Annotated in this window: 25 protein-coding genes; 6 read left to right on the top strand and 19 right to left on the bottom strand. The window is 42.5% G+C overall.

The window, feature by feature from the left end; translation table 11 throughout:
• Positions 1-65 precede the first annotated feature (65 nt).
• Positions 66-329, top strand: coding sequence for a hypothetical protein (locus NCCP133_RS10795; protein WP_264805016.1), 264 nt, complete (start codon positions 66-68; stop codon positions 327-329).
• Positions 330-386: 57 nt separating this feature from the next.
• Positions 387-1,061: a TrkA C-terminal domain-containing protein gene (locus tag NCCP133_RS10800; protein WP_264804969.1), complete on the top strand. Its 675-nt coding sequence runs from the start codon at positions 387-389 to the stop codon at positions 1,059-1,061.
• 52 nt (positions 1,062-1,113) lie between these two features.
• Here NCCP133_RS10800 and NCCP133_RS10805 read toward each other — a convergent pair whose 3' ends face one another.
• The 10 genes from NCCP133_RS10805 to NCCP133_RS10850 form a co-directional block, all read right to left on the bottom strand.
• A complete protein-coding gene (locus NCCP133_RS10805; RefSeq protein ID WP_264804970.1) occupies positions 1,114-2,439 on the bottom strand; it encodes a polysaccharide biosynthesis protein in 1,326 nt (441 codons plus the stop codon).
• Between the two features lie 135 nt (positions 2,440-2,574).
• Positions 2,575-3,942 (bottom strand): YjiH family protein, encoded by a 1,368-nt coding sequence (locus tag NCCP133_RS10810; protein WP_264804971.1) that lies wholly within the window; start codon positions 3,940-3,942, stop codon positions 2,575-2,577.
• Between the two features lie 15 nt (positions 3,943-3,957).
• Complete coding sequence (locus NCCP133_RS10815; RefSeq protein WP_264804972.1) at positions 3,958-5,274, bottom strand: aspartate aminotransferase family protein; 1,317 nt, start codon at positions 5,272-5,274, stop codon at positions 3,958-3,960.
• A gap of 87 nt (positions 5,275-5,361) precedes the next feature.
• A complete protein-coding gene (locus NCCP133_RS10820) occupies positions 5,362-6,738 on the bottom strand; it encodes a sigma-54 interaction domain-containing protein (RefSeq protein WP_264804973.1) in 1,377 nt (458 codons plus the stop codon).
• Positions 6,739-7,108: 370 nt separating this feature from the next.
• A complete protein-coding gene (locus NCCP133_RS10825; RefSeq protein WP_264804974.1) occupies positions 7,109-8,062 on the bottom strand; it encodes a cation diffusion facilitator family transporter in 954 nt (317 codons plus the stop codon).
• 126 nt (positions 8,063-8,188) lie between these two features.
• A complete protein-coding gene (locus tag NCCP133_RS10830) occupies positions 8,189-8,821 on the bottom strand; it encodes a response regulator transcription factor (RefSeq protein ID WP_264804977.1) in 633 nt (210 codons plus the stop codon).
• A 33-nt stretch (positions 8,822-8,854) separates the two neighbouring features.
• Positions 8,855-9,880, bottom strand: a complete 1,026-nt coding sequence (locus tag NCCP133_RS10835) for a sensor histidine kinase (protein ID WP_264804978.1) — start codon at positions 9,878-9,880, stop codon at positions 8,855-8,857.
• A complete protein-coding gene (gene liaF / locus NCCP133_RS10840) occupies positions 9,877-10,611 on the bottom strand; it encodes a cell wall-active antibiotics response protein LiaF (RefSeq protein ID WP_264804979.1) in 735 nt (244 codons plus the stop codon). The genes NCCP133_RS10835 and liaF overlap by 4 nt, the downstream gene beginning before the upstream one ends.
• A 428-nt stretch (positions 10,612-11,039) precedes the next feature.
• Entirely contained in the window at positions 11,040-11,669 is a 630-nt protein-coding gene (locus NCCP133_RS10845; RefSeq protein ID WP_264804980.1) for a PspA/IM30 family protein, read from the bottom strand.
• A 55-nt stretch (positions 11,670-11,724) separates the two neighbouring features.
• The gene (locus tag NCCP133_RS10850) at positions 11,725-12,072 is read right to left on the bottom strand and encodes a lmo0954 family membrane protein (RefSeq protein WP_264804981.1); all 348 of its coding nucleotides are present in this window, start codon (positions 12,070-12,072) and stop codon (positions 11,725-11,727) included.
• A 245-nt stretch (positions 12,073-12,317) separates the two neighbouring features.
• Here NCCP133_RS10850 and NCCP133_RS10855 point away from each other — a divergent pair, with 245 nt between their 5' ends.
• Positions 12,318-12,830 carry a hypothetical protein gene (locus tag NCCP133_RS10855; protein ID WP_264804982.1) on the top strand — a complete coding sequence of 171 codons (513 nt, stop codon included), beginning with the start codon at positions 12,318-12,320 and terminating at the stop codon, positions 12,828-12,830.
• Positions 12,831-13,203: 373 nt separating this feature from the next.
• Complete coding sequence (locus NCCP133_RS10860) at positions 13,204-14,139, top strand: VanW family protein (protein WP_264804983.1); 936 nt, start codon at positions 13,204-13,206, stop codon at positions 14,137-14,139.
• Between the two features lies 1 nt (position 14,140).
• On the opposite strand, the gene NCCP133_RS10865 is transcribed toward NCCP133_RS10860, so the two are convergent.
• Together NCCP133_RS10865 and rraA are read right to left on the bottom strand one after the other, a co-directional pair.
• Complete coding sequence (locus NCCP133_RS10865) at positions 14,141-14,398, bottom strand: hypothetical protein (protein WP_264804984.1); 258 nt, start codon at positions 14,396-14,398, stop codon at positions 14,141-14,143.
• A gap of 95 nt (positions 14,399-14,493) precedes the next feature.
• Positions 14,494-14,973, bottom strand: coding sequence for a ribonuclease E activity regulator RraA (rraA, locus tag NCCP133_RS10870; protein ID WP_264804985.1), 480 nt, complete (start codon positions 14,971-14,973; stop codon positions 14,494-14,496).
• A gap of 206 nt (positions 14,974-15,179) precedes the next feature.
• On the opposite strand from rraA, the gene NCCP133_RS10875 reads away from it, so the two are divergent.
• Positions 15,180-15,323 carry a hypothetical protein gene (locus NCCP133_RS10875; protein WP_264804986.1) on the top strand — a complete coding sequence of 48 codons (144 nt, stop codon included), beginning with the start codon at positions 15,180-15,182 and terminating at the stop codon, positions 15,321-15,323.
• A 276-nt stretch (positions 15,324-15,599) separates the two neighbouring features.
• Here NCCP133_RS10875 and mutM read toward each other — a convergent pair whose 3' ends face one another.
• The 6 genes from mutM to NCCP133_RS10905 all read right to left on the bottom strand — a co-directional run bounded on the left by mutM (position 15,600) and on the right by NCCP133_RS10905 (position 22,302).
• Positions 15,600-16,409 (bottom strand): bifunctional DNA-formamidopyrimidine glycosylase/DNA-(apurinic or apyrimidinic site) lyase, encoded by an 810-nt coding sequence (gene mutM, locus NCCP133_RS10880; RefSeq protein ID WP_264804987.1) that lies wholly within the window; start codon positions 16,407-16,409, stop codon positions 15,600-15,602.
• 249 nt (positions 16,410-16,658) lie between these two features.
• Complete coding sequence (locus tag NCCP133_RS10885; RefSeq protein WP_264804988.1) at positions 16,659-17,795, bottom strand: trans-sulfuration enzyme family protein; 1,137 nt, start codon at positions 17,793-17,795, stop codon at positions 16,659-16,661.
• 143 nt (positions 17,796-17,938) lie between these two features.
• On the bottom strand, positions 17,939-19,132 hold the full coding sequence (locus NCCP133_RS10890) for a Ger(x)C family spore germination protein (RefSeq protein WP_264804990.1): 1,194 nt from the start codon (positions 19,130-19,132) through the stop codon (positions 17,939-17,941).
• Positions 19,129-20,718, bottom strand: a complete 1,590-nt coding sequence (locus NCCP133_RS10895; RefSeq protein ID WP_264804991.1) for a spore germination protein — start codon at positions 20,716-20,718, stop codon at positions 19,129-19,131. The genes NCCP133_RS10890 and NCCP133_RS10895 overlap by 4 nt, the downstream gene beginning before the upstream one ends.
• On the bottom strand, positions 20,715-21,836 hold the full coding sequence (locus tag NCCP133_RS10900) for a GerAB/ArcD/ProY family transporter (RefSeq protein WP_264804993.1): 1,122 nt from the start codon (positions 21,834-21,836) through the stop codon (positions 20,715-20,717). The genes NCCP133_RS10895 and NCCP133_RS10900 overlap by 4 nt, the downstream gene beginning before the upstream one ends.
• Positions 21,837-22,014: 178 nt before the next feature.
• A complete protein-coding gene (locus NCCP133_RS10905; protein WP_264804995.1) occupies positions 22,015-22,302 on the bottom strand; it encodes a hypothetical protein in 288 nt (95 codons plus the stop codon).
• A 153-nt stretch (positions 22,303-22,455) separates the two neighbouring features.
• On the opposite strand from NCCP133_RS10905, the gene NCCP133_RS10910 reads away from it, so the two are divergent.
• The gene (locus NCCP133_RS10910; protein ID WP_264804996.1) at positions 22,456-23,985 is read left to right on the top strand and encodes an FAD-dependent oxidoreductase; all 1,530 of its coding nucleotides are present in this window, start codon (positions 22,456-22,458) and stop codon (positions 23,983-23,985) included.
• Positions 23,986-24,087: 102 nt separating this feature from the next.
• On the opposite strand, the gene NCCP133_RS10915 is transcribed toward NCCP133_RS10910, so the two are convergent.
• Positions 24,088-24,222 carry a hypothetical protein gene (locus NCCP133_RS10915; protein WP_258549819.1) on the bottom strand — a complete coding sequence of 45 codons (135 nt, stop codon included), beginning with the start codon at positions 24,220-24,222 and terminating at the stop codon, positions 24,088-24,090.
• Between the last annotated feature and the right edge of the window lie 11 nt (positions 24,223-24,233).

Below are 24,233 nucleotides of genomic sequence, written 5' to 3' on the forward strand. Positions count from 1 at the left end.
TCAACTGATCGGGTAAATATAGAGCAAGATAGACCCATTTTAAGTTTATGAGGAGGAGTAAAATGTTGAATTCTCGTCCGTTCAATCCCTATCTTTTAGCCGGTGTTGGCATTGCAAGTATCTTGTTATTGGCCAGCAAGAATAATAGATTCAAGGTTCAGTCCCTTGCCGTGAAAATGAAGGGCATGATTCCTGACCGTTTTTTAAACGACACAGTCCCAACTGAAAAATTGGGACATCCGGATCCACATAATATAGAAGACAATAAAATGGTTGATGAAGGCGCCATGTATTCTGTAAATTACTATAATGAAAAAGTTCAGCAATGACCTAAGGATAAGCTTCCTTAGGTTTTTTATATAACAGGACCAATCGGAGGAATAGAGATGGGTGTACTTTTTATCCTTATTTATTTGGGAATCGTTCTGGCTGTAATTGAAATAAATTCCTTGCTTTTTAGCTATACTGGACTGGATAAGCATGTAGCCCGCTTCCAGGTTATCAGCATGCTGACTGGTACCGGCTTTACTACAGGTGAATCTGAGCTGATTATTGACCACCCCATACGCAGGAGATTAGGCGCCTTCTTGATATTATTTGGAGCCTTCTCACTGGCAGTAATCATTTCGGCTATAAGCAATCTGCTTTCCGATGAATTTTATACAACAAAAATTTCGATCGCAGCAGTCGTTCTCATCATTATTATTTTCATGTTAAAAATGCCTCAAATAAAAAGTTTTCTTTCCGAAAAGCTCGAACATGAGCTGGAAGAACATTTTGATTTTCGCGATTTGCCAATCCGGGATGCTCTCTTGACAGATGAAAGTGATCAAATATTGGATTATTTCATTGATGAATCATGCCAATTTATTGGAAAAGAGCTTAGAAATATTATTGAAGAGGATGCAGATATCCTTGTTTTATATATCCAAAGAGGCGACTTAAAAATAAGAAAAGATCGGCTGGTTACAGTAATACAAGAAGGCGACCATATCATCATATATGGAGATGAAAATGCGATTGAAGAAAAGTTTGGCCCAATTGAATACCAGCAAAAATAAAAGCATCTGCTGATGGGCAAATGCTTTTTCTCTGTTTTCTAAATAAAAATCTTTAATTAAACTGCTTTGCAGGCGAAAGGTACAAGGTCAAACCGATTTTCCGGCAAACGGTCACATAATGCATCATAGCAAGCAGAACAGCACCCATATTCATGCCCATGATAATACCGTCCATCTGAAGACTGTGCAGTGAACCCAGAAGGAATATGGCTGTGAAAGAAACGATCGTAGACCACACGGAATGATAAAAGGCATCTTTCATCAGCCCCATACCAATTAAATAGGCTTGCATCGGGATAATGAAAAAATGGAGCAGAAAGAATGGCCATAGCATCTGCAGGTATATGGCTGCATCTGTTGAATGGAAAAATACCTCCGTTAGCGGCCTGGCGAACAAGCAGAAAAGTCCTACAGACGGGACCCCATACAAGAAGGTAACAAAGAATACCTGCTGCAAAAGCCTGCGCAATTCCTCCAGATTTTTATCGGCAAATTCTTTCGAGACAGTTGGAATCAGCATGATTAAAAACGAATGGGCAATAAATGACGGAAAGAAGCCTATCGTCATGGCTACACCTGCCAGCATCCCAAAATGCTCTGTCGCTATTTCCCCTGGCACTCCTGCTTTTAGGAGTGCCCCTTTTATTAGAAAGGGCTGAACAGCATGAGTCAGAGCATGAAAAACCCTTAAAGCGGTAGTCGGCACTGAAACAGATATCAAACTATGCCTCACGCTTTTTCCGCTTATAAATTGAGATGGCTCTTTCCTAACACGCTGATACTGAATGATAAACATATGGACCAAATAAAGAAATACAACAATCTCGCTCCCTACGAATGTGCAAAATGCAATCAAAACCGCAGTATTTGTATCAAACTGGAAGACCTGATACAGCACAACCAGCAGCAAAACCTGCACAGCTTTGCGAAGGAAATTGGAAGCTGCAATTTTCCCCATTTGATGCTTGCCCATAAAAAAGCCTCTGGCAATCGAAGAGAATGAAACAATCGGTATAAAGCCGATCACAATCCATCTTAATAGAGGATGATACTCGTTAAAAACAGAGATAAACGGTATAATCGATGCTGCAATCGGCACAAGAACAGCTGTAAATAGAGTTGTCAGTTTGATCACATGGTTAAGCATACTTAAATGATATTTATTATCCTTTTCAGCAATAAACTTGGATATGGAGATGGGCAGCTCGAAGCTTGCTAAAAGAACAATCAGGAAGATGGTGGGCAAAATCGACATATACATGCCGAGCCCTCTCTCACCCAGCTCCCGGGCGAGCACCATGTTTACCACAAACTCTATGCACTCGCTGGCAAATGCAGCCAGCGCCAGCAAAACTACCCCTTTGAAGAATTTACTCATTTCGCCTCTCCTTATACTGCAGATTCTATATAAGATATGAGACATGTCCGGATAATATTAGTTATCTAAGTTTAAAAAGATTTATTCTAAAATAGGAAAAGGAGGCAGCTATAGTTGCAGCCTCCTCCTTTCCTATTAAAAAACGAATACGTGCGCAAGCAGCACAATAATCGGTAACGTAATGATGGTTCTTTCAATAAAAATAATGAATAAATCTGTAAAGCTTAACGGGATATTGGAGCGCAGTATCAAAATGCCGATTTCTGACATATAGACCAGCTGTGTTAATGACAGCCCTGCTACTACGAATCTCGTTAACTCGCTTTCAATCCCGCTTCCAATAACTGCAGGCAAAAACATGTCAGCAAATCCAACCAGCATGGTTTGGGCGGCTGCTCCTGCTTCAGGCAGCTGCATGAACTCAAGAATTGGAATGAGCGGGTACGAAATAAACTGGAAAACAGGTGTATATTCGGCAATGATTAAAGCGGCTGCTCCCAGGCTCATGACCAAAGGAATCAATCCCATCCAAATATCCAAAACGGTTTCCACTCCGCTTAACAGAAGCTTCCTTGGGCCTGGTGCATTCTTGGCTTTTTCGATTGCTTGCTGCCATCCCCACTTCAAATTCGAAACACCTTCTGGAATCGTTTCATCAATTTTCTGTCCTACAGGTTCATAATAAGTGTCAGGCTTTCTTGATAGAGGCGGAATTCTTGGCATGATCAATGCAGCCACAATACAAGCAGCTGAAACTGTTAAGTAAAAAGGAATGAATAAATGGCCGAGCCCTACAACATTTGCTACCACTAAGCTAAAAGCAACAGAGGCAATAGAAAACGTGGTTGCGATAACAGCCGCTTCTCTTTTCGTATAAAAGCCCTCATCATATTGCTTTGTTGTCACTAATACTCCAACGGTTCCTGCTCCCATCCAGGAAGCCAAAGTATCGATGGAAGAACGGCCAGGCAAGGTAAACAGCGGCCTCATAAATTTTTGGACTAGCGCCCCGATAAACTCCATTAATCCGAACTCCACTAATAACGGAAGAAGAATGCCTGCAAATAGGAACCATGTTAGCAGGACCGGAGCCAAATCATAAAGAACCACACCACCTGTATTTCTATTCCAGATAAATTCCGGCCCAGCTTCCAGTATGGTCATCAAACCGACTGCGAAACCAAGCAATCTCATCGTTAAACCAAGTTTCCCTGTATCGAATAACCCTTTCAGGAATTTGTTTTCCATAATAAATGCCGGCTTGGCCACTTTCGCCAGAATGGAAAGAACTGCGGATAAACCGAGAATAAAAATAATAAAAGCCGGCATCTGCTCGCTGAATGCTTTACTTAATAGGGAGGCTAAAATTCCAACTCCAATTGTAACATCGCCCTGAAACTTAACCGGAACGAGGAATAACAGCGTTCCTATCAATGACGGAATAATAAACTTCCAATATTCGCCTGTGACGGCCTGCGGTTTTACTCTTGTCTCAGCCTTCATTCTCATTCCCCCTTTTTATTTGGCAGCAACAGCTTCATGCTCTGTCAGTGCTTCATCTAAAACTTCTAAACCTTTGTCAATTTGCTCTTTTGTCACAACAAGCGGCGGAATCATCCGAATCACTTCGCCAGAGTTTCCGCATAGATAGAAGAGAACTCCCCTATCAAGCGAACTATTCAGGATATCCATTACCCCATTGCCATCTGGATTTCCTGTGCGTGGATCGATGATTTCGATGCCGATCATCAAACCTAATCCTCTTACACTTCCTATTGCTGGATGCTTGGTTTTTAGCTCATTCAATTTCTTTAGGGCATAATCCCCCATATTTTTCGCATTTTCCAGCAGGTTTTCACTCTTTAATACTTCCAGGGATGCCAATGCTGCGGAGCAAGCAATCGGATTTCCGCCGAAAGTTGTTCCGTGGGCGCCCAGAGGCCATTTTTCCATCAGCTCTTTAGAAGCGACTGTCGCGCTGAGCGGGAGACCGGCTGCAATCCCTTTCGCAATCGCCATAATATCTGGTACCACCTCAAATGCCTGTGCTGCAAACCAATCCCCTGTACGGCCAAATCCGGTCTGCACTTCATCAAAAATCAGCAGGATACCGTGCCGGTCACAGATTTCCCTGATTTTTTTCATCCATTGTTTCGGCGGGATAATGTAGCCGCCTTCTCCCAGAACCGGTTCAATAATCATGCAGGCAACCTCTTCCGGATCCACCTGATGATTGAATAGAGTCTCAACATCTTTTTCGAGTTTTCTAGGGAAATACTCTTCAGGGTCTTCCCCGTGCGGGCAATCCTTCCCATTTGCATATGGAAGCTGATAGGTCAGCCACGAAGGCTGCTGGTACTTCCGGTATTTGCTCTTGGATGTAGAGACACTTAATGCCCCCATCGAGCGACCGTGGAAACAGCCAGTGAAGGATACAGCATAAGGCCTTTTTGTCACATATTTTGCGAGCTTAATAGCTCCTTCAATTGCCTCTGTTCCGCTGTTTGCAAAGAAAAAGCAATCCAGGTTTCCCGGCGTGATTTTTCCCAGTTCGTCAGCTAGCCGCAAAATGGATTCATAGATGATAACTCCTGATGGACCATGAACAAGATGATCCGCGCTGTCCTTAATAGCCTGTACAACTTTCGGATGGCGATGGCCGACATTTTCAACGGCAATTCCAGATGTGAAATCAAGGTATTCCCTCCCGTCCGCACCGTAGTAATAACAGCCTTCCGCTTTCACTACCGGTAAATTCGGGTGGTCTTTTGCCATGCTTGGCGCCAATAAATTCGCGATATTTCCAACAAGATGACCCCAGTTTTCTCCGTTCATTCTTTTTCCCTCCTGAATCTTGCATGGATGTAATAAACTATTGCTTCTATATGAATCAATAATGCAATATTCATGCCAAAGTATGTATTAAAAATCATATTTTTTTAATTTTCTCACTACTGAGGGCTGGCTAATGCCCAAGGCTCTGGCTATTTCTGTAGTCGTTCGATAACGATTCTTAGCATTCATTAAAACTTTTTTCTCGATCTCCCCCAGTATGGCTGGCAGCGATTGCCCTTCGAGTTGAATAAAGTCTTCACTTTTTCCCTGTATATGGTATTCATACGGCAAATCCTCTTTTGTGATCACCCAATCCCTGCTTGTCACAATAAGGCGCTCCATTAGATTTTCAAGTTCCCTTACATTCCCTTTCCACTCAAGCTGAAGAAGATGTTCTATCAGCCCTTTATCAAGCTCCCGAATACGGTTATGGCGCTTTGAAATGGAGTGAAGAAAATAATGGATCAAAGCAATCAAATCTTCTTTTCTTTCCCTCAACGGCGGAATTTTTAGCGGCACGACATTCAGGCGAAAGAACAAATCCTGCCTAAACTCCTTTGTTTCAACCGCTTTCTCAAGATCCCTATTTGTAGCAGCAAGCAGGCGAAAATCAGCGTTTACAAGCTTAGTTCCACCAACTCTATAAAACTTCTTGTCTTGTATAAATTTCAGCAGTTTTGCCTGAAGATGCGCCGACAGTTCTCCAATTTCATCTAAAAACAGGGTTCCATCCTTTGCCAAGTCAGCAAAACCCATTTTCCCTTTATTCTTTGCACCTGTAAAAGCACCGCCTTCATAGCCAAAAAACTCAGCCTCAAAGATCGATTCAGGAATGGCGCTGCAATTAACCTCTATAAAAGGGCCGTCCTTTCGATTGCTGTTTTGATGAATCCATTTGGCAAGAGCTGATTTTCCCACACCTGATTCTCCTAGGAGCAGGACTGTCACATCAACATCCCGAATTCTTCCGATCGTATCAGCAATATTTTTCATTGCCTGGCTATCAGCAATGATTCCGTCCATTTTGATGCTCTTATTGCGTAAAAGGTCAAGCTCGCTCTTAACCCTTGCCATTTCTTCCTCAACACTGTTCAGGTATTCTTTTATGACGAGCAGTTCCGAAACATCATAGGAATAACTGACAATATACTCAATTTTGCCTGTTTCATTAAATACGGGAATGCCTGTTATCAATATCTTTTTACCAGCCCCCGCCTTCTGGACCAATATGACTTTCTTCTTTTTCTTTAACACTTCAGGCGTAATGGCAGGCTTGAAAACTCCTTTCCTCTCAAGCTCGTACACTGATTCCCCCAATAGAGATTCCGGATCAACTCCGTAGTGGCTGCCGCTTCCTTTACTGACTTTTATAATTATGCCTTCTGAATTGGTCACCATAATATCTTCTTCCATTGAAGATATCACTTCCTTTTCACAATTCCAGTCCATAAAAAAACTGTTCATTTCATCCCTCCAATAAATTACTCATTTTTAAATAGACTTCCATCTAGGAAAATCCTGATATAAAAGGTTTATTATATTCGTTTATTCAGATTAAAATAATTATTCAGATTTGTATAACACTATACAATAATTAAACGGTAATGGGAAGATATCTTTGAAATTTTTTTATAAAAATTCATATTTATGCATAATATACTCACATGTGTTTACACTCACACCCCCGCATAAAAATTGTAATAATGCTGGGGATATACTTTGTTACTCTATAAGAAAAGCGCAAGGCGCCTGGAGCTAGACAGTTATCTAAGTTCAAAAGGAAGTAAATTCTGATATCATAAAAAGGAAGCCTATCTATGAGGCTTCCTTCTCTTTACTGTTTCCATGTCTGGATTTTGTCTGTTTCCAATATTCCGATGGTGACATCACTTATGTCAGGGTCATCGAGCAGATCATTTCTTACGCCAATTTTTATATCATCTGCTATTGCAAGTGTCAGTCCTTCTACAAGCTCGATATAGCCTTCCACATGGTATCTTCTTCCTTCTTGGATGAGTCTAAGCTGTTTGATGTCCACAACTTGAGGGTCATCCAGGATAATTTTCGCAATCCGGTCCTCGATATCCTTTGGTGCTGCCACGCCGATTAAGCCTAATGTATTTTCAAAACCGATCTTGATGGCAATACCGACTAACAGGAGTCCAATCAGAAGGGTTCCGACACCATCGAGAAAATATAGGCCAGTAAAGTGGGCAATGAGAATGAATATGAGGGCCAGAAGCGCACCAAATGTAGCAATAATATCTTCATAAAAAACAAGCCGTGTTGGAGGAGTAGCAAGTCCGACATTTTTAAATGCAACGGGTACTACTCCCAGGCCTTTGACCGGAGTTCTGGTTTCATGGGCAATTTCTTTCATTGCCTTCACTAAAATAAAGCCATCTACCAAAACCGCCAATACCATAACACCTACATTAAGCCAGAGATCTGTCGATTCTTTCGGATGCTGAATCAGTTCCCAGCCTTTATGTAAGGTTTCGTAGGCCATGATGGAAATAACAATAACCGCTATCAGAACAAATAAGTTAATGACCCTCCCGAATCCGGTTGGAAACCTCTTGGTTGGCTCCTTTTCAGCAAGTGCACTGCCAAAGAAGACAAATCCCTGGTTCAGGGCATCCGCCAGGGAGTGAAGGGTTGTGGCAAGCATTGCCCCGCTTCCGCTTATCATTGCCGCTACCCCCTTGGCAATAGTCAAAGCCGTATTTCCGAGAGCGGCCATTCCGGAAGATTTATTCCCTTTTTTTAGTAACGCTATCACTGACATATTATCACCGCCATTTTTAGTTTGTTTTATTGTTACCCTTCTATATACAATTCGAATCATCATTTTTAATCGTGCGATCCTCAGGGCAAAATAAAAAGAGCTAATCTTGATTAGCTCTTTCAACTCCTATTCAACTAGCGAGTGCTTAAAGGCATAAATAACAGCCTGTGTCCGATCTTGAACCTGAAGCTTGCTTAGAATGTTGCTCACATGTGTCTTTACTGTCTTTAAGGCAATGAACAGCTCATCAGCGATTTCCTGGTTCGTTTTCCCTTCTGTCATTAAGAGGAGAATTTCCATTTCACGGCTGGTTAATTCCTCATGGGGCAGATGCTGGTTTTTTTGTCTCATTTTCACCATCATTTTTCCGGTCACTTCGGGCTCCAGAACAGATTGGCCATGGTAGGTGTTTCGGACTGCATCAGCTATCTCACTCGCTTTGGAAGTTTTCAGCATATAGCTTGTGGCCCCTGCTTCAAGTGCCGGATAGACTTTTTCATCATCAAGGAAGCTAGTCACAATAATTACCTTCGCTTCAGGCCACTGCTCGATGATCTTTCTCGTCGCTTCAATTCCATCCATTTCCTTCATGACGAGATCCATCAGAATAATATCCGGACGCAATTCCAGTGCCATATCAATTGCAGTTTTCCCGTTATCCGCCTCTCCAATGACCTCAATATCAGGCTGTGCGGTCAAATAAGATGACACTCCTATTCGGACCATTTCATGGTCATCGACAAATAAAACTTTAATCATTAGCCACACCCTCTCTTGCCGCAGCAGACAGTTTTACATAATCGGAACTTTCACTTCAAGGCGTGTTCCTTTATTTTTTACACTGATAATTTTCATGCTGCCTCCGACTTCCGCAGCACGTTCATACATATTTTGCAGACCGTAGGAACCAGCTTTTGTTTCCTCCACATCAAAGCCGACTCCATCATCTGCCACACGGAGAATGGCATAATCATCTCTTCGTATGAGCAGCACTTCCATGCTATGCGATTTGGCATGGCGAAGTGTATTGGATACAGCTTCCTGAAGAATCCGGAATAGGTGGTCTTCCACTCCTTTATCCAGCGGGAAGTTTTCCGCCTTCCATTTAATCTCCAGCGCAACTTTTTGAAGCAATTCCACAAGCAGCTCCTCAATTCCTTCCTGGAGTGTTTTTCCTTTCAATGCAGCCGGACGCAAATGCAAGAGCAAGGCGCGCATTTCAAGCTGTGATTGGTGGATCATTTCTTCAACCATCTTTAATTGCTTTGCCTGTCTACCTTCAGTGTCCTGCTGTGTTTCCATTATGGCAGACATCATCATGGATGCTGCAAATAGCTGCTGGCTCACGGAATCGTGGAGTTCACGCGCCAGTCTGTTCCGTTCCTGAGAGACGATTTCCTGCATCCTGCTTTCAATATCCTCCGCTTTTTCATTCGCAAGCTTTTGCGAGATTTTTGCCTGCTCTGCTATATGCTTTTGAATTTTATCCACCCTGGCTGCAATGGTCTCCAGTTCCCTCCCGCTGTTCAACTCATCAGTATCCAGCAGCTGACGCCCTTCTTCAATTTGATGAAGCATGCTATCCACGGTGTAAAGCTTGCGGCGCCAATATAAACCTGACATGAATCCGAAAATTAATCCAATTGCCAGGCTCGCACTGGGAACAAATACGATAAAGGGAAGATCAAGTATTTCTGTCTCCCACAAATCCCCCCAGCCGGGCGCTGGAAACATCGTAAAAAAGGAAGCCGTCAAGACCCCTAGGATCAGGAGGGACATGCTGGCTCCCCAGACAATTTGCCGCTGGACGATGCTCATACACGTTTCACCTCGATATCGCCAATAATTAAAGAGGTGAATATCTTAACGCGCTGCCCTGCCTTTTCATAGCCTGGAGTCTGCAGCTGAAGAGACTGGCTGAAAAGTTTTGATTCTTCGTATTCCAATATTTTAGCTGCTCCAGCTATGGATGAATGATTGACACTCACTTCAACATCGTACGGTATCAGCACCTTAACATTTCCAATAAAGTTACGGATGAAGATGACCGTTTCTCCTTTGGGGATAACGGTATAACTTAAATCAACGATTGTATTGCCAATTCCTGTCTGGATGTTAATATCATTCCATTCATACACTTGCTCAGGCGTTTTTTGCTGTCCGACAAATATATTGGAAAAAAGGGGATCCTTTTTTATCATTGTTTCTTTTTGAAGGCTGATGCCCGGTTCCTTCAGCTCGGGCTTAATCTGCTTAGGTTCTTTCTTGGATTGCGCAAACTGAATCAGCAGGTGAATCAGGAAGGCAAGCAGGAAAAATTTAAGCGTCATCATGTTAAATACAGTTATGAGCAGAAAAATGAGCCCTAGCCAAAAAAGCCATTTCCCTGAACTTCGCGGCATCCTCTTTCTTCCAATATACACCATTCCAATTGGCACTAGAAGAGAGAAAATCACTCCACTATTAAAAAAGGCAATCTCTATGAAGAGAACGACAATGCCCACTACTATAAGCCAGCTGAAATAATCGCTTTTCATTTTATCGTTCACGAGGCATCCCCCTTCTTTGTGTCTGGAATGATTCTTTTCCCAAGTTGTTTGGCCAATTCTAAGAAGCTGTACTTCTCCTGTTAAAAGCCCGAAAAGGCGCAGCATCTCTACGCCTTTTAAGAATACCATCTTTTGTTCATAAAATAGAATGAGTTTTTATCTTTATCGGGAAAAAGAGATCGTACAACCTCTGTTTTCGTTTTCTCTGAAAGTATTTTATACAGGCAGGCTTTTATAGTTGTTTTTGCTTAAAAACTCTGAGGGTTGATTAAATCTAGTTGGAAACACAAATTTACAAATCAGCCTTTTTATGATAATTAGGTTATATTACAGGCATTGCCGTTTATCTAGCAAGTTGTTATCTAACTCATCTACAGGTTTATCTGGCAGGTTTTAAAGTTTATCTTACATTTGGCACAATTTAAAGATTAGACTGTCTTCTTCTCAAGTTCCTTTTCAAGCTGTGCAATGCGCGCATCGATTGTGCTGCTGTGGTATGAGCTTTTCACCTGATGATCCAGACGGTCAAGATAGGATTCGATTTCCCTGAACCTTGAGAAAGATTTATCACTATTGTTCTCAAGCACCTTCTCCATTTGATGATTGGCATGTGTGATATTTTCTCGGCCCATCAGCTCCATGCGGCGGATGTGCATATCTTTTAGTTTATGCTTCATTTCCTCATATTTTCTTTCAAGATCACCCATTTGCTGGATAGATTGGGTCAGAAGGCTCTCTAAGCGATTTGCGCGCTCTTCATATTGCAATTGTTCCTGGGCTGCAAACTGATAGAGTTCCTCCTCACCTGCTTGGGAAGCGATTTCCGCCTGACGCTTGCGCTTTCCGGAAAGTTCCTTCGCCTGCTCATATTCACGGGTGAATTCCTCTTTCAATGTATTTTGGCGTTCCAAAAGCTTGCGGACTTTTTCAGTTTCACGCTCACATTCACGAAGATATTGGTTTAATAGCGCGATTGGATTCTTTTTCTCCTTTTTATCCAATGCTTCATGAAGATCTGCCATTACTGTATCTTTGATTCGTGTTAATAGGTTTGCCATATGAATCTCTCCTTTTTATTTCTATAGTGCCGTAATTCCGGTTCCTCTTTTTGAATTAGTTACGGTTTAATTCAGCCCATTGCTTTTCAAAATTTGCAAAGGGGTCGTTTTCAGCTTTTTTTACACTTACGCTTGAATCATTCCATTTTTTATAGATAAGGTAAAGGATGTAGGCAGCCGCAAGGCCCAGAATGGCCGGGAAGTTTGCTGCGGCAGCCATCAGCGCGATAAATCCGATAATCCCGTATCCGACTTTCGCTAAGGTACTTTCCGCTTTTAAAAATTGCTTAAACACAAAATATAGAATCGCCGCACTTATTGCCAGCCCTACCATTGGGCCAAGATTTGATATCAGCACTATTGCTGCAATTCCACCTGCTATCAGTAATCCAAATTTTTTCATTATCACTTCCTCCTTTCTTAATTTCATCTTACCTGTATTTCGATTTTGCTATAACGAGCCTCAGCTTTATTTTCATATAAGACCTGAGACGCAGCAGCAGGTCGGACTCTATTACCGCTTGCAAATATGGAAAAAGAATGTATGTTAGTGTTCAAAAAAAGGGGGGTAGACAAAGGATATGCAACAAATTTGGATGCCTAAACTCGCAGGTTTTTTCATACATCAATTGAAACGGAGGTCCTCATATGTTCGGGTTTGACGATTTTATGAAGTTCATACAGGCCTTTTTCGTGGTTTTCCCAGTGGTGACGCTTATTCATTTATTGGGCCATTTTTTCTTTGCTGCCATTTTTGGCGGAAAAGGGATTCGGGTTGTCATCGGATCAGGCAAACTGCTGTTTTCACTGAAGTTTTTAGAAGTCAGACGATTTTATTTTTGGTATGGAGGGTGTGAGTACACCTCTTTAACATACAATAATAAATTGACAAAATCGCTTATATTTTTAGGGGGTTCCATTTTTAATGTAGCCAGCATTTTTATTGTCAATTATTTAATTCGAATTGATATTTTGGAAGCTTCGATGCTTTGGTATCAATTTGTTTATTTTTCCTTTTATTACGTCTTTTTCGCCCTGCTGCCAATGGATATGGCAGACGGTACGCTTAGTGATGGAAAAGCGATATGCAAGCTTTGGCGAAATAAGAACAGGGATGATTCTTCGGCAGACTGCCAGCTCGTAAATGAGGACAAAAACTAGAATTCGTATTCCAGACCAATGGCTTAAAACAGGTAAGACAAAAGCTTAATTTTGCAGCATATAAAATATTTGTTTGTTTTTACTAAAAAGGCTATACAATTTCTCCAATTAACAGTCTAAATAATCAGCAATGAGGTCTAACTCAGGCAACTGAAAAAAGGAAGCCCAACTATTCAGGGCTTCCTTTTTCAGCGGCTGGATTTCTCCACAAAATGGGATGTAGCATTTATTACTATCGCTTCTGCAGGATTCCCCAGCCTCCAAGCTGACTTCAGCAGTCCGCTGCCTCAATGATGTATGCTTCATTCGGTTCTTTTTGGCACATGAAACGCCCTCTTCCTGCTCATACTATGGTCGGAGGTGTGCCAGCGATATGAATCTCACATGGTTATTCGGATTCCTTTTTTTCATACAATCTCATACGGCCAATCTTCCTGAAACTTTAACCATTGAAAACGAAGGGGAAAACATAGCAAGCATGGAGCGGGCTGAATACCAAATACCTTTTCCAGGCATGCCCCTTATCGATTTTGAAAAATTTAATCAGTTTCTGGACAAATTGGATCAACAGATGTACTTGCCGCCGGAAAATGCTTATATTGATGATGCAGGAAAAATTGTTTCTGAAAAGCCAGGCAGAAAACTTCATCGCAAAGCATTTACAGACCTTTTTTATACATATTTTTATCAAAGAGGACCAGCAAACGCAGAAATTCCGATGCTGACGGTTTACCCGCGAGTGGACCGCGACCTTCTTGCCTATATACGTGTAAAGCAGATTGGCCAATATGTAACCTATTTTAATCCCAGCAACACTACACGCTCCCACAATATTGAATTGGCAGCCGATGCTATCAATAATTATGTTGTATTTCCGGGCGAAACGTTCTCTTTCAACAGGGCAGTAGGCAGGCGGACAAAAGAAAAAGGCTATATGCGAGCACCTGTTATCGTGAGGGGCGAGCTTTCAGAGGATATTGGAGGCGGCATCTGCCAGGTTTCCTCCACTCTTTTTAACGCAGTCGACCGGGCCGGGGTCAAGGTGCTCGAACGGTATTCCCACAGCAAAAAGGTTCCGTATGTACCGCCAGGACGGGATGCAACTGTCAGCTGGTATGGCCCTGACTTTACTTTTAAAAACCGGTACAGCTACCCGCTGCTTATCCGGGCAAAAGCCATAAACGGCCAGATGGTCATCAGAGTGTTTTCGTCTGATGAAATTGATTATGAACCCCGTCTGGTGCCGAAAGCATCCAAAATGCTTCCTGAAGAAATCAATAGGGACCAAGAAACAAAAACCGATGACTAAACTATAAAAACAGACCCACTATCATCATGACTAATCCGAAAATGGCTGAACCGCGCTTCACACTTTTATTTTGCTGGGGCTTTAAAAACAAGCTGATGACAAACCCGACAGGAAGAACGAAGCCATTCAGGTTAACATTAAATGAACCTAAGAAATAATAGCCGATCAGCTTTAATAGTAATAGTTCTTCTTCCTCTTCCTTATTGCGGAACAAGATGTAAATGCCGGCTGCCCAAATGAGCAAAGCAATGATAAACATTTGCTGTACCCCCTTTTTGATAGGTTATTCTGTCATTTTGGGGATAGTGCTTAAAAGTCAGAAACACCCGCTGATTGATCACGGGTGTTTCTTTTTTATAGCAATTTTTTTGAAGCTACAACTATTCCATCTTCATCTGCATATACGTAATCACCAGGCTTCCAGTCGATACCCCCAAACGTAACAGGAATATCCCGATCCCCTTTTCCTTCTTTTCTGCTTTTTAAAGGATTGCTGCCAAGCGCGAAAATACCTGTTTCCAAACTGCCAAGCTCAACAGTATCCCTGACGCATCCATAAATAATCACTCCGGCAAGCTTCCTGGATTGTGCAATTCCGCCAAGCTTATCGCCCATCAAGGCACATCTTTTCGAACCGCCGCCGTCCACAACCAATACATTTCCTTCTGGTATGGATTCCAGCGCTTCTTTTACCAGAACATTATCTTCAAAAACTCTGACAGTTGAAATCGGACCCGAAAACTTGTTTCTTTTTCCATAAGCTTTAAGTTCTTGCTGGCAGATTAAAAGGTCTTTGCTGTGTTCATCACATAAATCTGCTGTTTTAAAATCCACTTGGTCTCTCCTCCTTTTTATTGCTTGATAACGCAGGTAGCAGACATCCCATATAACGGGCATCCTCTTTGTTTATTTCGTGATTCATCTTGCTCTTCCCTCCCTTTTTCGAACTGGAATGGGAAAGATTATCGATTTCAGGCATATACCTTTAGTAAGGAAACATATTCATCTCTCCATTTGCTTATAAAAAGGGAGGTTAACAGATGGGTTTAATGTGGGTGATTACTGCAGGATTCATTATTTCATTGGGACTGGCCGGATTGATGCTTGTTTATTTTTTAAAAGGGGCAATGGATTCCAACGATTCCACGACTATCGATCAGATTCAAGAGGATTCCGCAGAATGAGAAAAGCGCAAGGCGCCTTGCCCACGAAGGAACGCAGACTAAAAGCGCCACGCCATGCGGCAACGTCTGCAATGACCCCCATCCTGGGGGCTTAAGCACAAGATGAGCCTCACGGAAAGGCGTTCTTTGCCTTTTTGGGAGGCTCGTCTTGTGACCTCAAGGGGGTAGGCGCCTGTAGCTAGACAGTTATCTGCTTTCAGGAATGTTATATTTCCTTTATCTTTTATGGAAAAGAGGCTGCGCGTCAAGACAGCCTCTTCGTTTTTTGATTGGCCATTAAGTTTGGCAATTTCGGCAATAAAACGTTTTTCGTGATGAAATCTCTTCTTTTACAATGGCAGTGCTGCATCGGAGGCATGGTTCGCCCTCTCTGTCATACACCCGGCATTGCTCATTATATCCCCCTGTCTTGGTATCTCCTTTGAAAAACGGTTCCTCCATATAGCCCCCAAATTGGATCGCTCTGGTTAAGACACCTTTAAGGGACTGGTAGAGAATTTTGATTTCATCCTCATCCAGATCGTCAGCTTTTTTCATTGGAAGCAAGCCGGCTTCAAAGCATATTTCATCGCTATAGCAATTGCCGATCCCGGATAGGAATTGCTGATTGACAAAGGTCGTTTTCAGCATCCCTCTTCTTCCGCCAATCAGCTCCCGAAAAACAGGATAGCTGAAGGTTTGGTCCATCGGGTCTGGCCCTAAATCAGCCAGCTCTTTTTCCAGTTCCGAGTCTGTTAAGAGGTGAAGATAGCCTAGCCTTAGGCCAATAAAATAGAGTTTTTTGTCACCAAAAGAAAGAATGACCTGTTTAGTACGCTCCGGGCTGTCTTCATCGTTTCCCATATACATCCAGCCGCCAAGCATAAGGTGCAGCAGGAGACTTTTTCCTGAGCTTAGCTTGAAGATGAGATGCTTGGCTTTCCGTTGAATTTCAGTTAACCCACTATTTATAAGCTCACTTTTAAACTGGGCAGGATTAACATTGATTGATTTTTCACGGTTAACTTCCACACCCGTTATCGTTTTGCCAGCCAGCTTTTCAGTCAAGATCCTTCTATAGATTTCCATTTCAGGAAGCTCAGGCATAGAGTCAACTCCTTCCAAATAATCTGTTTTCTTAGTATTGAATGGAAGGAATAACTTCATCCCTATCTTAGAACTTGAATTTTTTAACAAATGTTCCTTTCATTTGATTTAAACACTTATCTTTTTAACTATGCTGAAATTTTGGTTTTTGGAAAGGCTGGAGAGTAGTATTTAAAGGCAGAACTGTAGGTAGATTATAGTCTAGACCGTAAAAAGAAGATTCCGCTGCTCCGGAATCTTCTTTGGTTTTCAAGTTAAGCTTTTTTGGATGGCTTGATTGAGCTGTGCAATAATATCTTCCGCATGCTCTATGCCGATTGAAATGCGCACCACATGCTTTGTAATGCCCAGTTCCTTGCATGTTTTTTCAGGGAGTGCCCTGTGAGAGGTAGTCAATGGGTGGGATACGGATGTCTCAACACCGGCAAGAGTCGGAACAATTTTAATCCAGCCAAGCCCTTTGAAAAATTCATTCACATTGATATGATCTGCAAGATCAACTGTCACGATTGCACCAAATCCTTCTTCCCCGTGCTGGAATGGATAGTAAACCGTTTTAATATTCGAGTTCTCCTTCAGAGCCTCTGCCACTTTCTTCGCGTTGGAGGCTTGCTGCCTCATTCGAAGGGCGAGGGTTTTCGCTCCCCTGCAGGTCAGCCATGCTTCAAAAGGGCTGAGATTCGCTCCAAGATTCACGATTTTTCCGCGGGCTTTCCCAGTCAGTTCTTCATCTCCGACAAGGACACCCGCTGTGATATCGCTATGGCCTCCGATATACTTGGTTGCACTATGAACCACTAAATCGATTCCTTTAAGATATGGCTGACAATGGTATGGAGTTGCAAATGTATTATCAATAAGCGATACAAGGTTATGCTTTCTTGCAAGGCGCGCTACTTCTTCCAGGCTTTCCACTCTCAATAAGGGGTTTGTAATGGATTCGGAGTAGATTAGCTTGGTATTCCCGCGGATGGCTTCCTCAACTTTAGATAGATCGGAAAAAGACACGACTGTTACTTCAATTCCCAGCTGTGTCAGCTCTTCTTTAATTAAATGGAAGCTGCCTCCATACAGATCATCCGCGGCCACAATATGGTCGCCGCTTTTGACAACGGCAAGGACCCCCGCAAGAATGGCTGACAAGCCTGATGATGCACAAGCGCCAGCGGGTGCTCCTTCGAGTCCCGCGATTAGCTCGCCAAGCTCGTCTGTATTGGGGTTCCCAACCCTGGAATATAAATAATGGCCGTTCCCCTGATAAAAGCCTTCCAATTCATCAAGGTCATTAAAAGCAAAGGCAGATGTCTGGTAAATAGGGGTCACCTTGCTTTTAATGATCCTTTCATTCTTATTTTTCTTATGCAGTACAGCGGTCTCAAAATTCATCTGACTTGTCCCCTTTAAAAGAAATAAGGGCTGGACTTCGCCCAGACCTTTCGTCCCCGAAAATATGCTGAATTGTAAATCAATTTCGATAAGAACATTATATCAATAACGTTTTTTTACGTCAATGAAGGAATGCAGGGGTCCTATTTTACTTCCGGTAAAAAGCTTTTGGTCCTGATTCCTGTTCTTCTAAGGATGACGGTTGTATTTACTTGAACATCCGCTTCCGCAAACTTTTCATCCCAGTTATGCTCAACTTTTTTATAATTTTTATAGTCCCGCCTTTGCACGACTTCTCCAAAGCCGAAAATATCTGTCCCATACTCATTCTGAACCTTTTTAATGGTTCCTGAAATAATTTTTTCTAAATGCTTTTCTGCACTGTGATTGTATTCCTTATAGGTTTTTGCCTGATCAAATTGATTATTGCATTGAGTCCCATCCACATATGCCTCTGCCCGTATATTAATATCTATTTTAGGCTGGCCGCCTTGCATGTCCCCTTTGATCTTTGTTTTTGTGTCATAAACTCTTATTCCCATATATCGATCTTCTGCACATTTTACTGTTAAAGATGTTTTGATTATTTTATCCTGAATCCATAAATAATTTCTTGAATCCTCCAAAGACAGATAGCCCGCCAACCTATCTTTTTTAAAGATAGCCAGTGAATCCAGAACGACCAGCGCATCCGGTGTTACTTTTTTCATATTATCGGAACTAACGCCCTTCTCCGGGTCTCCCTGGATGGAAACTGCAGCCATTACAGGCTGCCGGCCCGAAGAAGTCCATGCCATGATGACATCGTTCATCCTGACTCCGGGATCGCCTCCCCAATCCTTCTTCATCGTGTCGAGCTGGGTATGGAGCTTTAAAGATGGCGATTTTTGAAATTGGTAGGTTACCCTTAAAATATCGGATCCCCTTGCACCTCTTGCAACCAGAATATTAAAATCATCGCGTATTTCCCTGTTTCTTTCCAGAAAGTCAATGAAATCAATAATTCCTTCCTTGGCCAGCTCTTCCCCAATGATCAAGGTCCTCATATGCGAATAGATCAAATGCCTTGAAATGCCTTCATTTACTTTATAGGTGAGTTCTGAAAGCGAATTGCCTTCTGTCTCATAGACGATTGACGGAGCAAACCCGCTTGCCGTTTGTTTATTTAGTTCAGTTGCATTAATCCCCTCAACCGCTAACACATATTTTTCATTTTCCCCCTTATCTACAGCCATTCCTGTTACAACCGTTATTTTACTTAGTTCTTTTTGGTCCCAGCAGCCTGTAAGCAAAAAGGAGGCTAAAGTAAGAATCGCTATAGCCGTAATTTTTTTCAATTGGCTCCCTCCCCTTTTATCGGCGGAGGAGAAGGCGATCCTGTTTTTGGCATTTTGTCAGGCTTCCCGGTTTTTAAATAGGAAGGCCTCTGGTTCATGCTCCAGAACGGAAAGCGAAAGAAAACATCTTTCTGCTCTTCAATAATAAATGGAGCAACCGGCGATAAATAGGGAACGCCAAACGATCTTAGCGAGCTTAAGTGAGCGACGATAAAAACAAGGACAATCAGCACGCCATAAAGCCCCAGTATCGCTGAAACAATAATCAGCATAAAGCGCAAAAGCCTTGCTGCTGCAGCAAAACTGTAGGTGGGCGATACAAAATTAGCAATTGCCGTAATGGCGACGATGATGACCATGATATTCGAGATAATTCCAGCTTCAGCAGCGGCCTGTCCGATTACCAGGGCACCGACAATGGAAACCGTCTGCCCGACAGCCCTTGGCATCCTTACTCCAGCTTCACGCAGGATTTCAAATGTCACTTCCATAATCAGCACCTCGATTACTGCCGGAAACGGCACCCCCTCACGCTGGGCAATAATCCCCAGCAGGAGCTGAGTCGGCAGAAGTTCATGATGAAAGGTTAAAATGCCGACATATAAGGAAGGAGTGAGCAGTGCAATCATAAATGATAAATACCTGATGATCCTTAGAAAGCTTCCCATCATATAGTTTTGGTAATAATCCTCCGCTATTGAAAAGAAATCAACGAGAACCGCAGGAACCAATAATACAAATGGCGTCCCATCAACTAAAATGACAATTTTGCCATCAAGCAGATTGGCCGCCACCGTATCAGGCCTTTCAGTATTCAGCGCCAGTGGAAAGGGGGTGGCCGATTTATCCGCGATCAGCTCTTCAACATTGCCAGATTCAAATATAGCATGTACCTTTATGCTGTTAAGCCTTTTACGGACCTCCTGAACGATTTTTTCATTCGAAATGCCTTCCATATAACCGATGTAGACAGATGTGTGGGTCTCGCTTCCGATGATACATTTTTCGAAGCGAAGATGCCTATTTTTAATTCGTCTCCTTATTAGACTTACGTTGGTAGAGATCGATTCGACAAATCCATCTTTTGGCCCCCTGATAACAGTCTGTGTACTGGGCTCTGTGATTGCACGATCTTCATTGCTTGGCATGAAAAGGGAAAGTGCCTTCTCCATGTCTTTAAAAACAATAATGATATTCCCATATAGCATGGCCGTTATAATGTCATCAAATGTTTCAATAAGCTGGTAGCCTGCTCCCCCAAACTTTTCCTTGCATAACGCCTTCAGGTCATCCTCAGTTGTCAGTTCAAGCCCATCATGCTTTCCATTGAGTGACTGCAAGATGGTTTCTTTCAGAAGGTTCGTATCAACCGTGGTTGTTAAATAGAGCAGCAGCGCATCTTTGCCTTCTGTTTTCAGCTCATCCATGCTTAAATCGATTGTGCTTCCAAACTCAGCCTTTACTTTTTCTTTTAGCTCCTCCAGGCTCAGAGAATGGAGCTCCTCTACGGTGTCCGGAAGTTCTTCCTGGTGGATTGGAAGCTCTTTCTTCTTTCGCATTTTTAACAGGGATGTAAGAATACTCAAAACTTCATCTCCTTCACGCCGGATTTAGTCTTCTTCTTCCTTAGCTTCCAAACTAACAGGAGTAACAGGAATGATGGCAGTCCAAATTGCATAGGCAAGTGCAGAAAGTATGGAACAAGCTCCAGGCCCTCCTGCCAGTGGTCGCCGAAGTTCACCGAAATCAAAATGGAAAACACGGAAACAATCATAGCTGCCGGCAGCGAAAAGTAGCGGTACGGAAGACGAAAGGTATATTCAAGGCCCTTTAATCCTGCAAACATAAACACTGATCCTTTGATTAAAATGCCAAGCATCATAATAAAAACGACCAATGCATCAATTCTCTCAATAAAATTTCCGATTGAGACTTCACGTGCAGAACTAAGCATGGGAAAATTCGAACGAAGCAAGGCATCCACTCCCAATGTGACAATCATTAAAAACATAGCAAATAACAGGAGCCCCCCTGCGATTCCCACTCCCAATAAAGACACGCGCAGGCAGTATTTGGAATTGGAAACAACCGGAAGAATTAATGTAAAAGCAATTAACTCGCCAAAAGGAAAGACAATCAAAGTTGGAAATAACGCCTTTAACACTGGCTGAAACCCATCACCCAGTACAGGCTGCAATTCAAATAGATTTACATTCCCGCTCGCAAACAAAAGGATTGTGAGAAGAAAAAGGAACCCAAATAAATAAGGGGTGAAAATTTCCGAGGTCCTTCCCAGCACTTCAATTCCCAAATACAAAATATAAGCCATCAGCAAGCAGATGGTCAGCGAAATAATTTCGATCGGTGTTGACGGCAATATGGCAGAAGCGATCAATTCGCAAAAATCGCGGACCACCCTGCAGGCTAGATACAAGAAATAGATGACATATAAAATGGTAATCAAAACAGCAATAGGCCTTTTAAAGCAAAACTCCATGATTTCAAATAAGTTCTTCCCAGGAAGCCGGCTGATAATAAAGTAATAAAATAGCATCACTCCGAGACCGATTATCACTGCTATTGCGATGGCAATCCAAGCATCTTTTTTTGCATCCCCGCCAACCCCGACCACAATCGCACTGCCTAAAAGGAAATTGATCATTAACGTCAGCAGCTGACTGAGAGATATATTCTCCTTTAACATCTAATCACCATTCCCTTTATGAAAAGCGCAGGGCGCCTTGCCCACGAGGAAACGCAGACTAAGAGCGCCACGTCCTGTGGTTATCTTTTAAGAAAAACATAGTTTGAGCATGAATAGCCTGGAAGCCATAGCTTATGCTATTTCATTAATTCGGCTAAAAAATTCGGCTAAAAGTTTCTTAAGTGGAGGCTGATTTTTTCTTTGATTTTAAAATTCGAAAATCAGTTATCATACTGGACACCAGTCCAACTCCAACCGTAACGAGCAAAATCATTCTTCCGGTGGCAACCTCCGAAAAAAGTGTACTTTTTAAAGCTTCCCAGAAAGTAAAATTAAAAATATTCATGTCAAACAAAGTCACTAAAATGGCCATTAAGCCAAAAATAGCCAGATAGCAAAATGTAACCATGGCAAATACCTCATTGTCATACTTCATTCTCATTCGATACTGTTTATCATTTCTCATGCTTCATTTTTTATCCAAAAATACAATAAAAACCCCTTGTTACTTTTGAACACACAGATTGAATGGGTATGGGTAGAGAAAGAGTGGTATTTGTATACTTTCAGGGATTACAGGAAAAATTATGAACGAATATGACGTTACAGGAGGACAGGTATGACGACATCAAACCATAAAATGCCCCAGTATCCGGAGCCTTATTGGAGAGAAGATGAACTTCCTGCTTTTGACAGGCTCAGGGAAGATGCTCAAACGGAAATTGCCATTGTGGGAGGCGGCATAACCGGCATCACAGCTGGTTATCTTCTTGCCAAAGAAGGATTCAAAGTAGCCATTCTCGAAGCCGGGAATATATTGAACGGGACAACCGGGCATACGACAGCAAAGGTTACAGCACAGCATGGACTAATATATGATGAGCTGATCAGCCATTTTGGCGAAGAAAAAACAAAACTGTACTATCAAGCATCAGCGGACGCAATTGATTTTGTTCGAAATACTGTTTCAGAAAAACAGATGGACTGTGATTTCAGCAATGAAGAAGGCATTATTTATGCTGTTTCAGATGAATATGCCAAAAAGGTGGAAAAAGAGTGGCAAGCTTATGAGAAGCTCGGCATTACAGGCGGAATGAAGGACAGCATCCCTTTTACTATTAATACAACAGCCGTTCTATCCATGCATAACCAAGCCCAATTCCATCCGCTGAAGTATCTGAAAAAGCTTCTTAAAGATTTTGTGGAGATGGGCGGAACCGTATATGAAAATACGACCGCGACAGACATAGAAGAAGGCAACCTGCCTGATGTCGTGACTAGGGATGGCCAGCGCCTGAAATGCAAATATGTCATTGCCGCTTCCCATTTCCCTTTTGCGGACATGAAGGGCTTTTATTTTGCCAGGCTGTCACCCGAACGCTCCTATGTCCTTGGGGTAAGAACCAAAACTGATTTTCCTGGGGGCATGTATTATAGTGCTGATTCACCGACCCGTTCCTTAAGGTATACGCCTTATCATGGAGAAAAACTGATTTTAGTCAGCGGCGACAGCCATAAAACCGGCCACGGCCCGGATACCATGAAACATTATAAGGCACTTGAGAGCTTTGCCGAAGAGGTGCTTGGCATGACGGATTACCCCTACCGCTGGTCTGCACAAGATTTATATACACTTGATAAGGTTCCATATATCGGACCGATCACGTCCAGGCAGAAAAATATTTTTGTGGCAACCGGCTTCCGAAAATGGGGAATGACAAATGGAACTGCCGCAGCCATGCTGATTAAAGATTTGATAATGGAAAAAGAAAACCCATATGCAGAATTGTTCACTCCTTCCAGATTCCAGGCTGATCCAAGCATTAAGAAGTTTATTGCTGCCAACACAGATGTAGCCGGCCAGCTCATTAAAGGCAAGCTTGAATTTGTGCCTAAAGAAACGACGGACTTGGAGAATGATGAAGGCGGCGTTGTGATGATTAAAGGCAAGCGCACCGGAGCATACAAGGATCCGGACGGCAAGCTTCATCTAGTGGATACCACCTGTACCCACATGGGCTGCGAATGCGAATGGAACCATGGCGACCGCACCTGGGACTGTCCATGCCACGGTTCCCGCTTCTCCTATGATGGAGCAGTCGTGGAAGGCCCAGCCGACAAACCGCTAACGAAAGTGGAGGCTGATTAAGAGTACCAGATACCTATACCCGTTGAGCAATCAGGTATAGGTACCTGTCACAAATATGCAAAAATCCTCCTTCAGACGAAGGAGGATTTTTTATTTTTTTCTTTAGTCTTGTACGTTGTTTTCTTTCTTTTCTTTACTTCCGGTTGTGAATTCAACAAGTTCTTCGCTTGTGCGCTGCGGTCTGTGCTTATTGTTGTTTCGCTGCGCGTTGCCGTTGCCTAGTTTTGTTCTGCCCATATTCTCACCTG

The organism is Cytobacillus sp. NCCP-133, from assembly GCF_026011715.1.
GTDB lineage: Bacteria > Bacillota > Bacilli > Bacillales > Cytobacillaceae > Cytobacillus.

Coding starts and splice junctions, on each gene's coding strand:
- NCCP133_RS10900 (WP_264804993.1), bottom strand. CDS start 21,836: ATGTTAAAGGAGAATATATCTCTCAGTCAGCTGCTGACGTTAATGATC.
- NCCP133_RS10820 (WP_264804973.1), bottom strand. CDS start 6,738: ATGAACAGTTTTTTTATGGACTGGAATTGTGAAAAGGAAGTGATATCT.
- NCCP133_RS10805 (WP_264804970.1), bottom strand. CDS start 2,439: ATGAGTAAATTCTTCAAAGGGGTAGTTTTGCTGGCGCTGGCTGCATTT.
- NCCP133_RS10830 (WP_264804977.1), bottom strand. CDS start 8,821: ATGATTAAAGTTTTATTTGTCGATGACCATGAAATGGTCCGAATAGGA.
- NCCP133_RS10875 (WP_264804986.1), top strand. CDS start 15,180: ATGGGTTTAATGTGGGTGATTACTGCAGGATTCATTATTTCATTGGGA.
- NCCP133_RS10810 (WP_264804971.1), bottom strand. CDS start 3,942: ATGAAGGCTGAGACAAGAGTAAAACCGCAGGCCGTCACAGGCGAATAT.
- NCCP133_RS10910 (WP_264804996.1), top strand. CDS start 22,456: ATGACGACATCAAACCATAAAATGCCCCAGTATCCGGAGCCTTATTGG.
- NCCP133_RS10835 (WP_264804978.1), bottom strand. CDS start 9,880: ATGAGCATCGTCCAGCGGCAAATTGTCTGGGGAGCCAGCATGTCCCTC.
- NCCP133_RS10885 (WP_264804988.1), bottom strand. CDS start 17,795: ATGAATTTTGAGACCGCTGTACTGCATAAGAAAAATAAGAATGAAAGG.
- mutM (WP_264804987.1), bottom strand. CDS start 16,409: ATGCCTGAGCTTCCTGAAATGGAAATCTATAGAAGGATCTTGACTGAA.
- NCCP133_RS10915 (WP_258549819.1), bottom strand. CDS start 24,222: ATGGGCAGAACAAAACTAGGCAACGGCAACGCGCAGCGAAACAACAAT.
- NCCP133_RS10815 (WP_264804972.1), bottom strand. CDS start 5,274: ATGAACGGAGAAAACTGGGGTCATCTTGTTGGAAATATCGCGAATTTA.
- NCCP133_RS10850 (WP_264804981.1), bottom strand. CDS start 12,072: ATGAAAAAATTTGGATTACTGATAGCAGGTGGAATTGCAGCAATAGTG.
- NCCP133_RS10855 (WP_264804982.1), top strand. CDS start 12,318: ATGTTCGGGTTTGACGATTTTATGAAGTTCATACAGGCCTTTTTCGTG.
- NCCP133_RS10845 (WP_264804980.1), bottom strand. CDS start 11,669: ATGGCAAACCTATTAACACGAATCAAAGATACAGTAATGGCAGATCTT.
- NCCP133_RS10860 (WP_264804983.1), top strand. CDS start 13,204: ATGAATCTCACATGGTTATTCGGATTCCTTTTTTTCATACAATCTCAT.
- NCCP133_RS10905 (WP_264804995.1), bottom strand. CDS start 22,302: ATGAGAAATGATAAACAGTATCGAATGAGAATGAAGTATGACAATGAG.
- NCCP133_RS10865 (WP_264804984.1), bottom strand. CDS start 14,398: ATGTTTATCATTGCTTTGCTCATTTGGGCAGCCGGCATTTACATCTTG.
- NCCP133_RS10825 (WP_264804974.1), bottom strand. CDS start 8,062: ATGTCAGTGATAGCGTTACTAAAAAAAGGGAATAAATCTTCCGGAATG.
- NCCP133_RS10800 (WP_264804969.1), top strand. CDS start 387: ATGGGTGTACTTTTTATCCTTATTTATTTGGGAATCGTTCTGGCTGTA.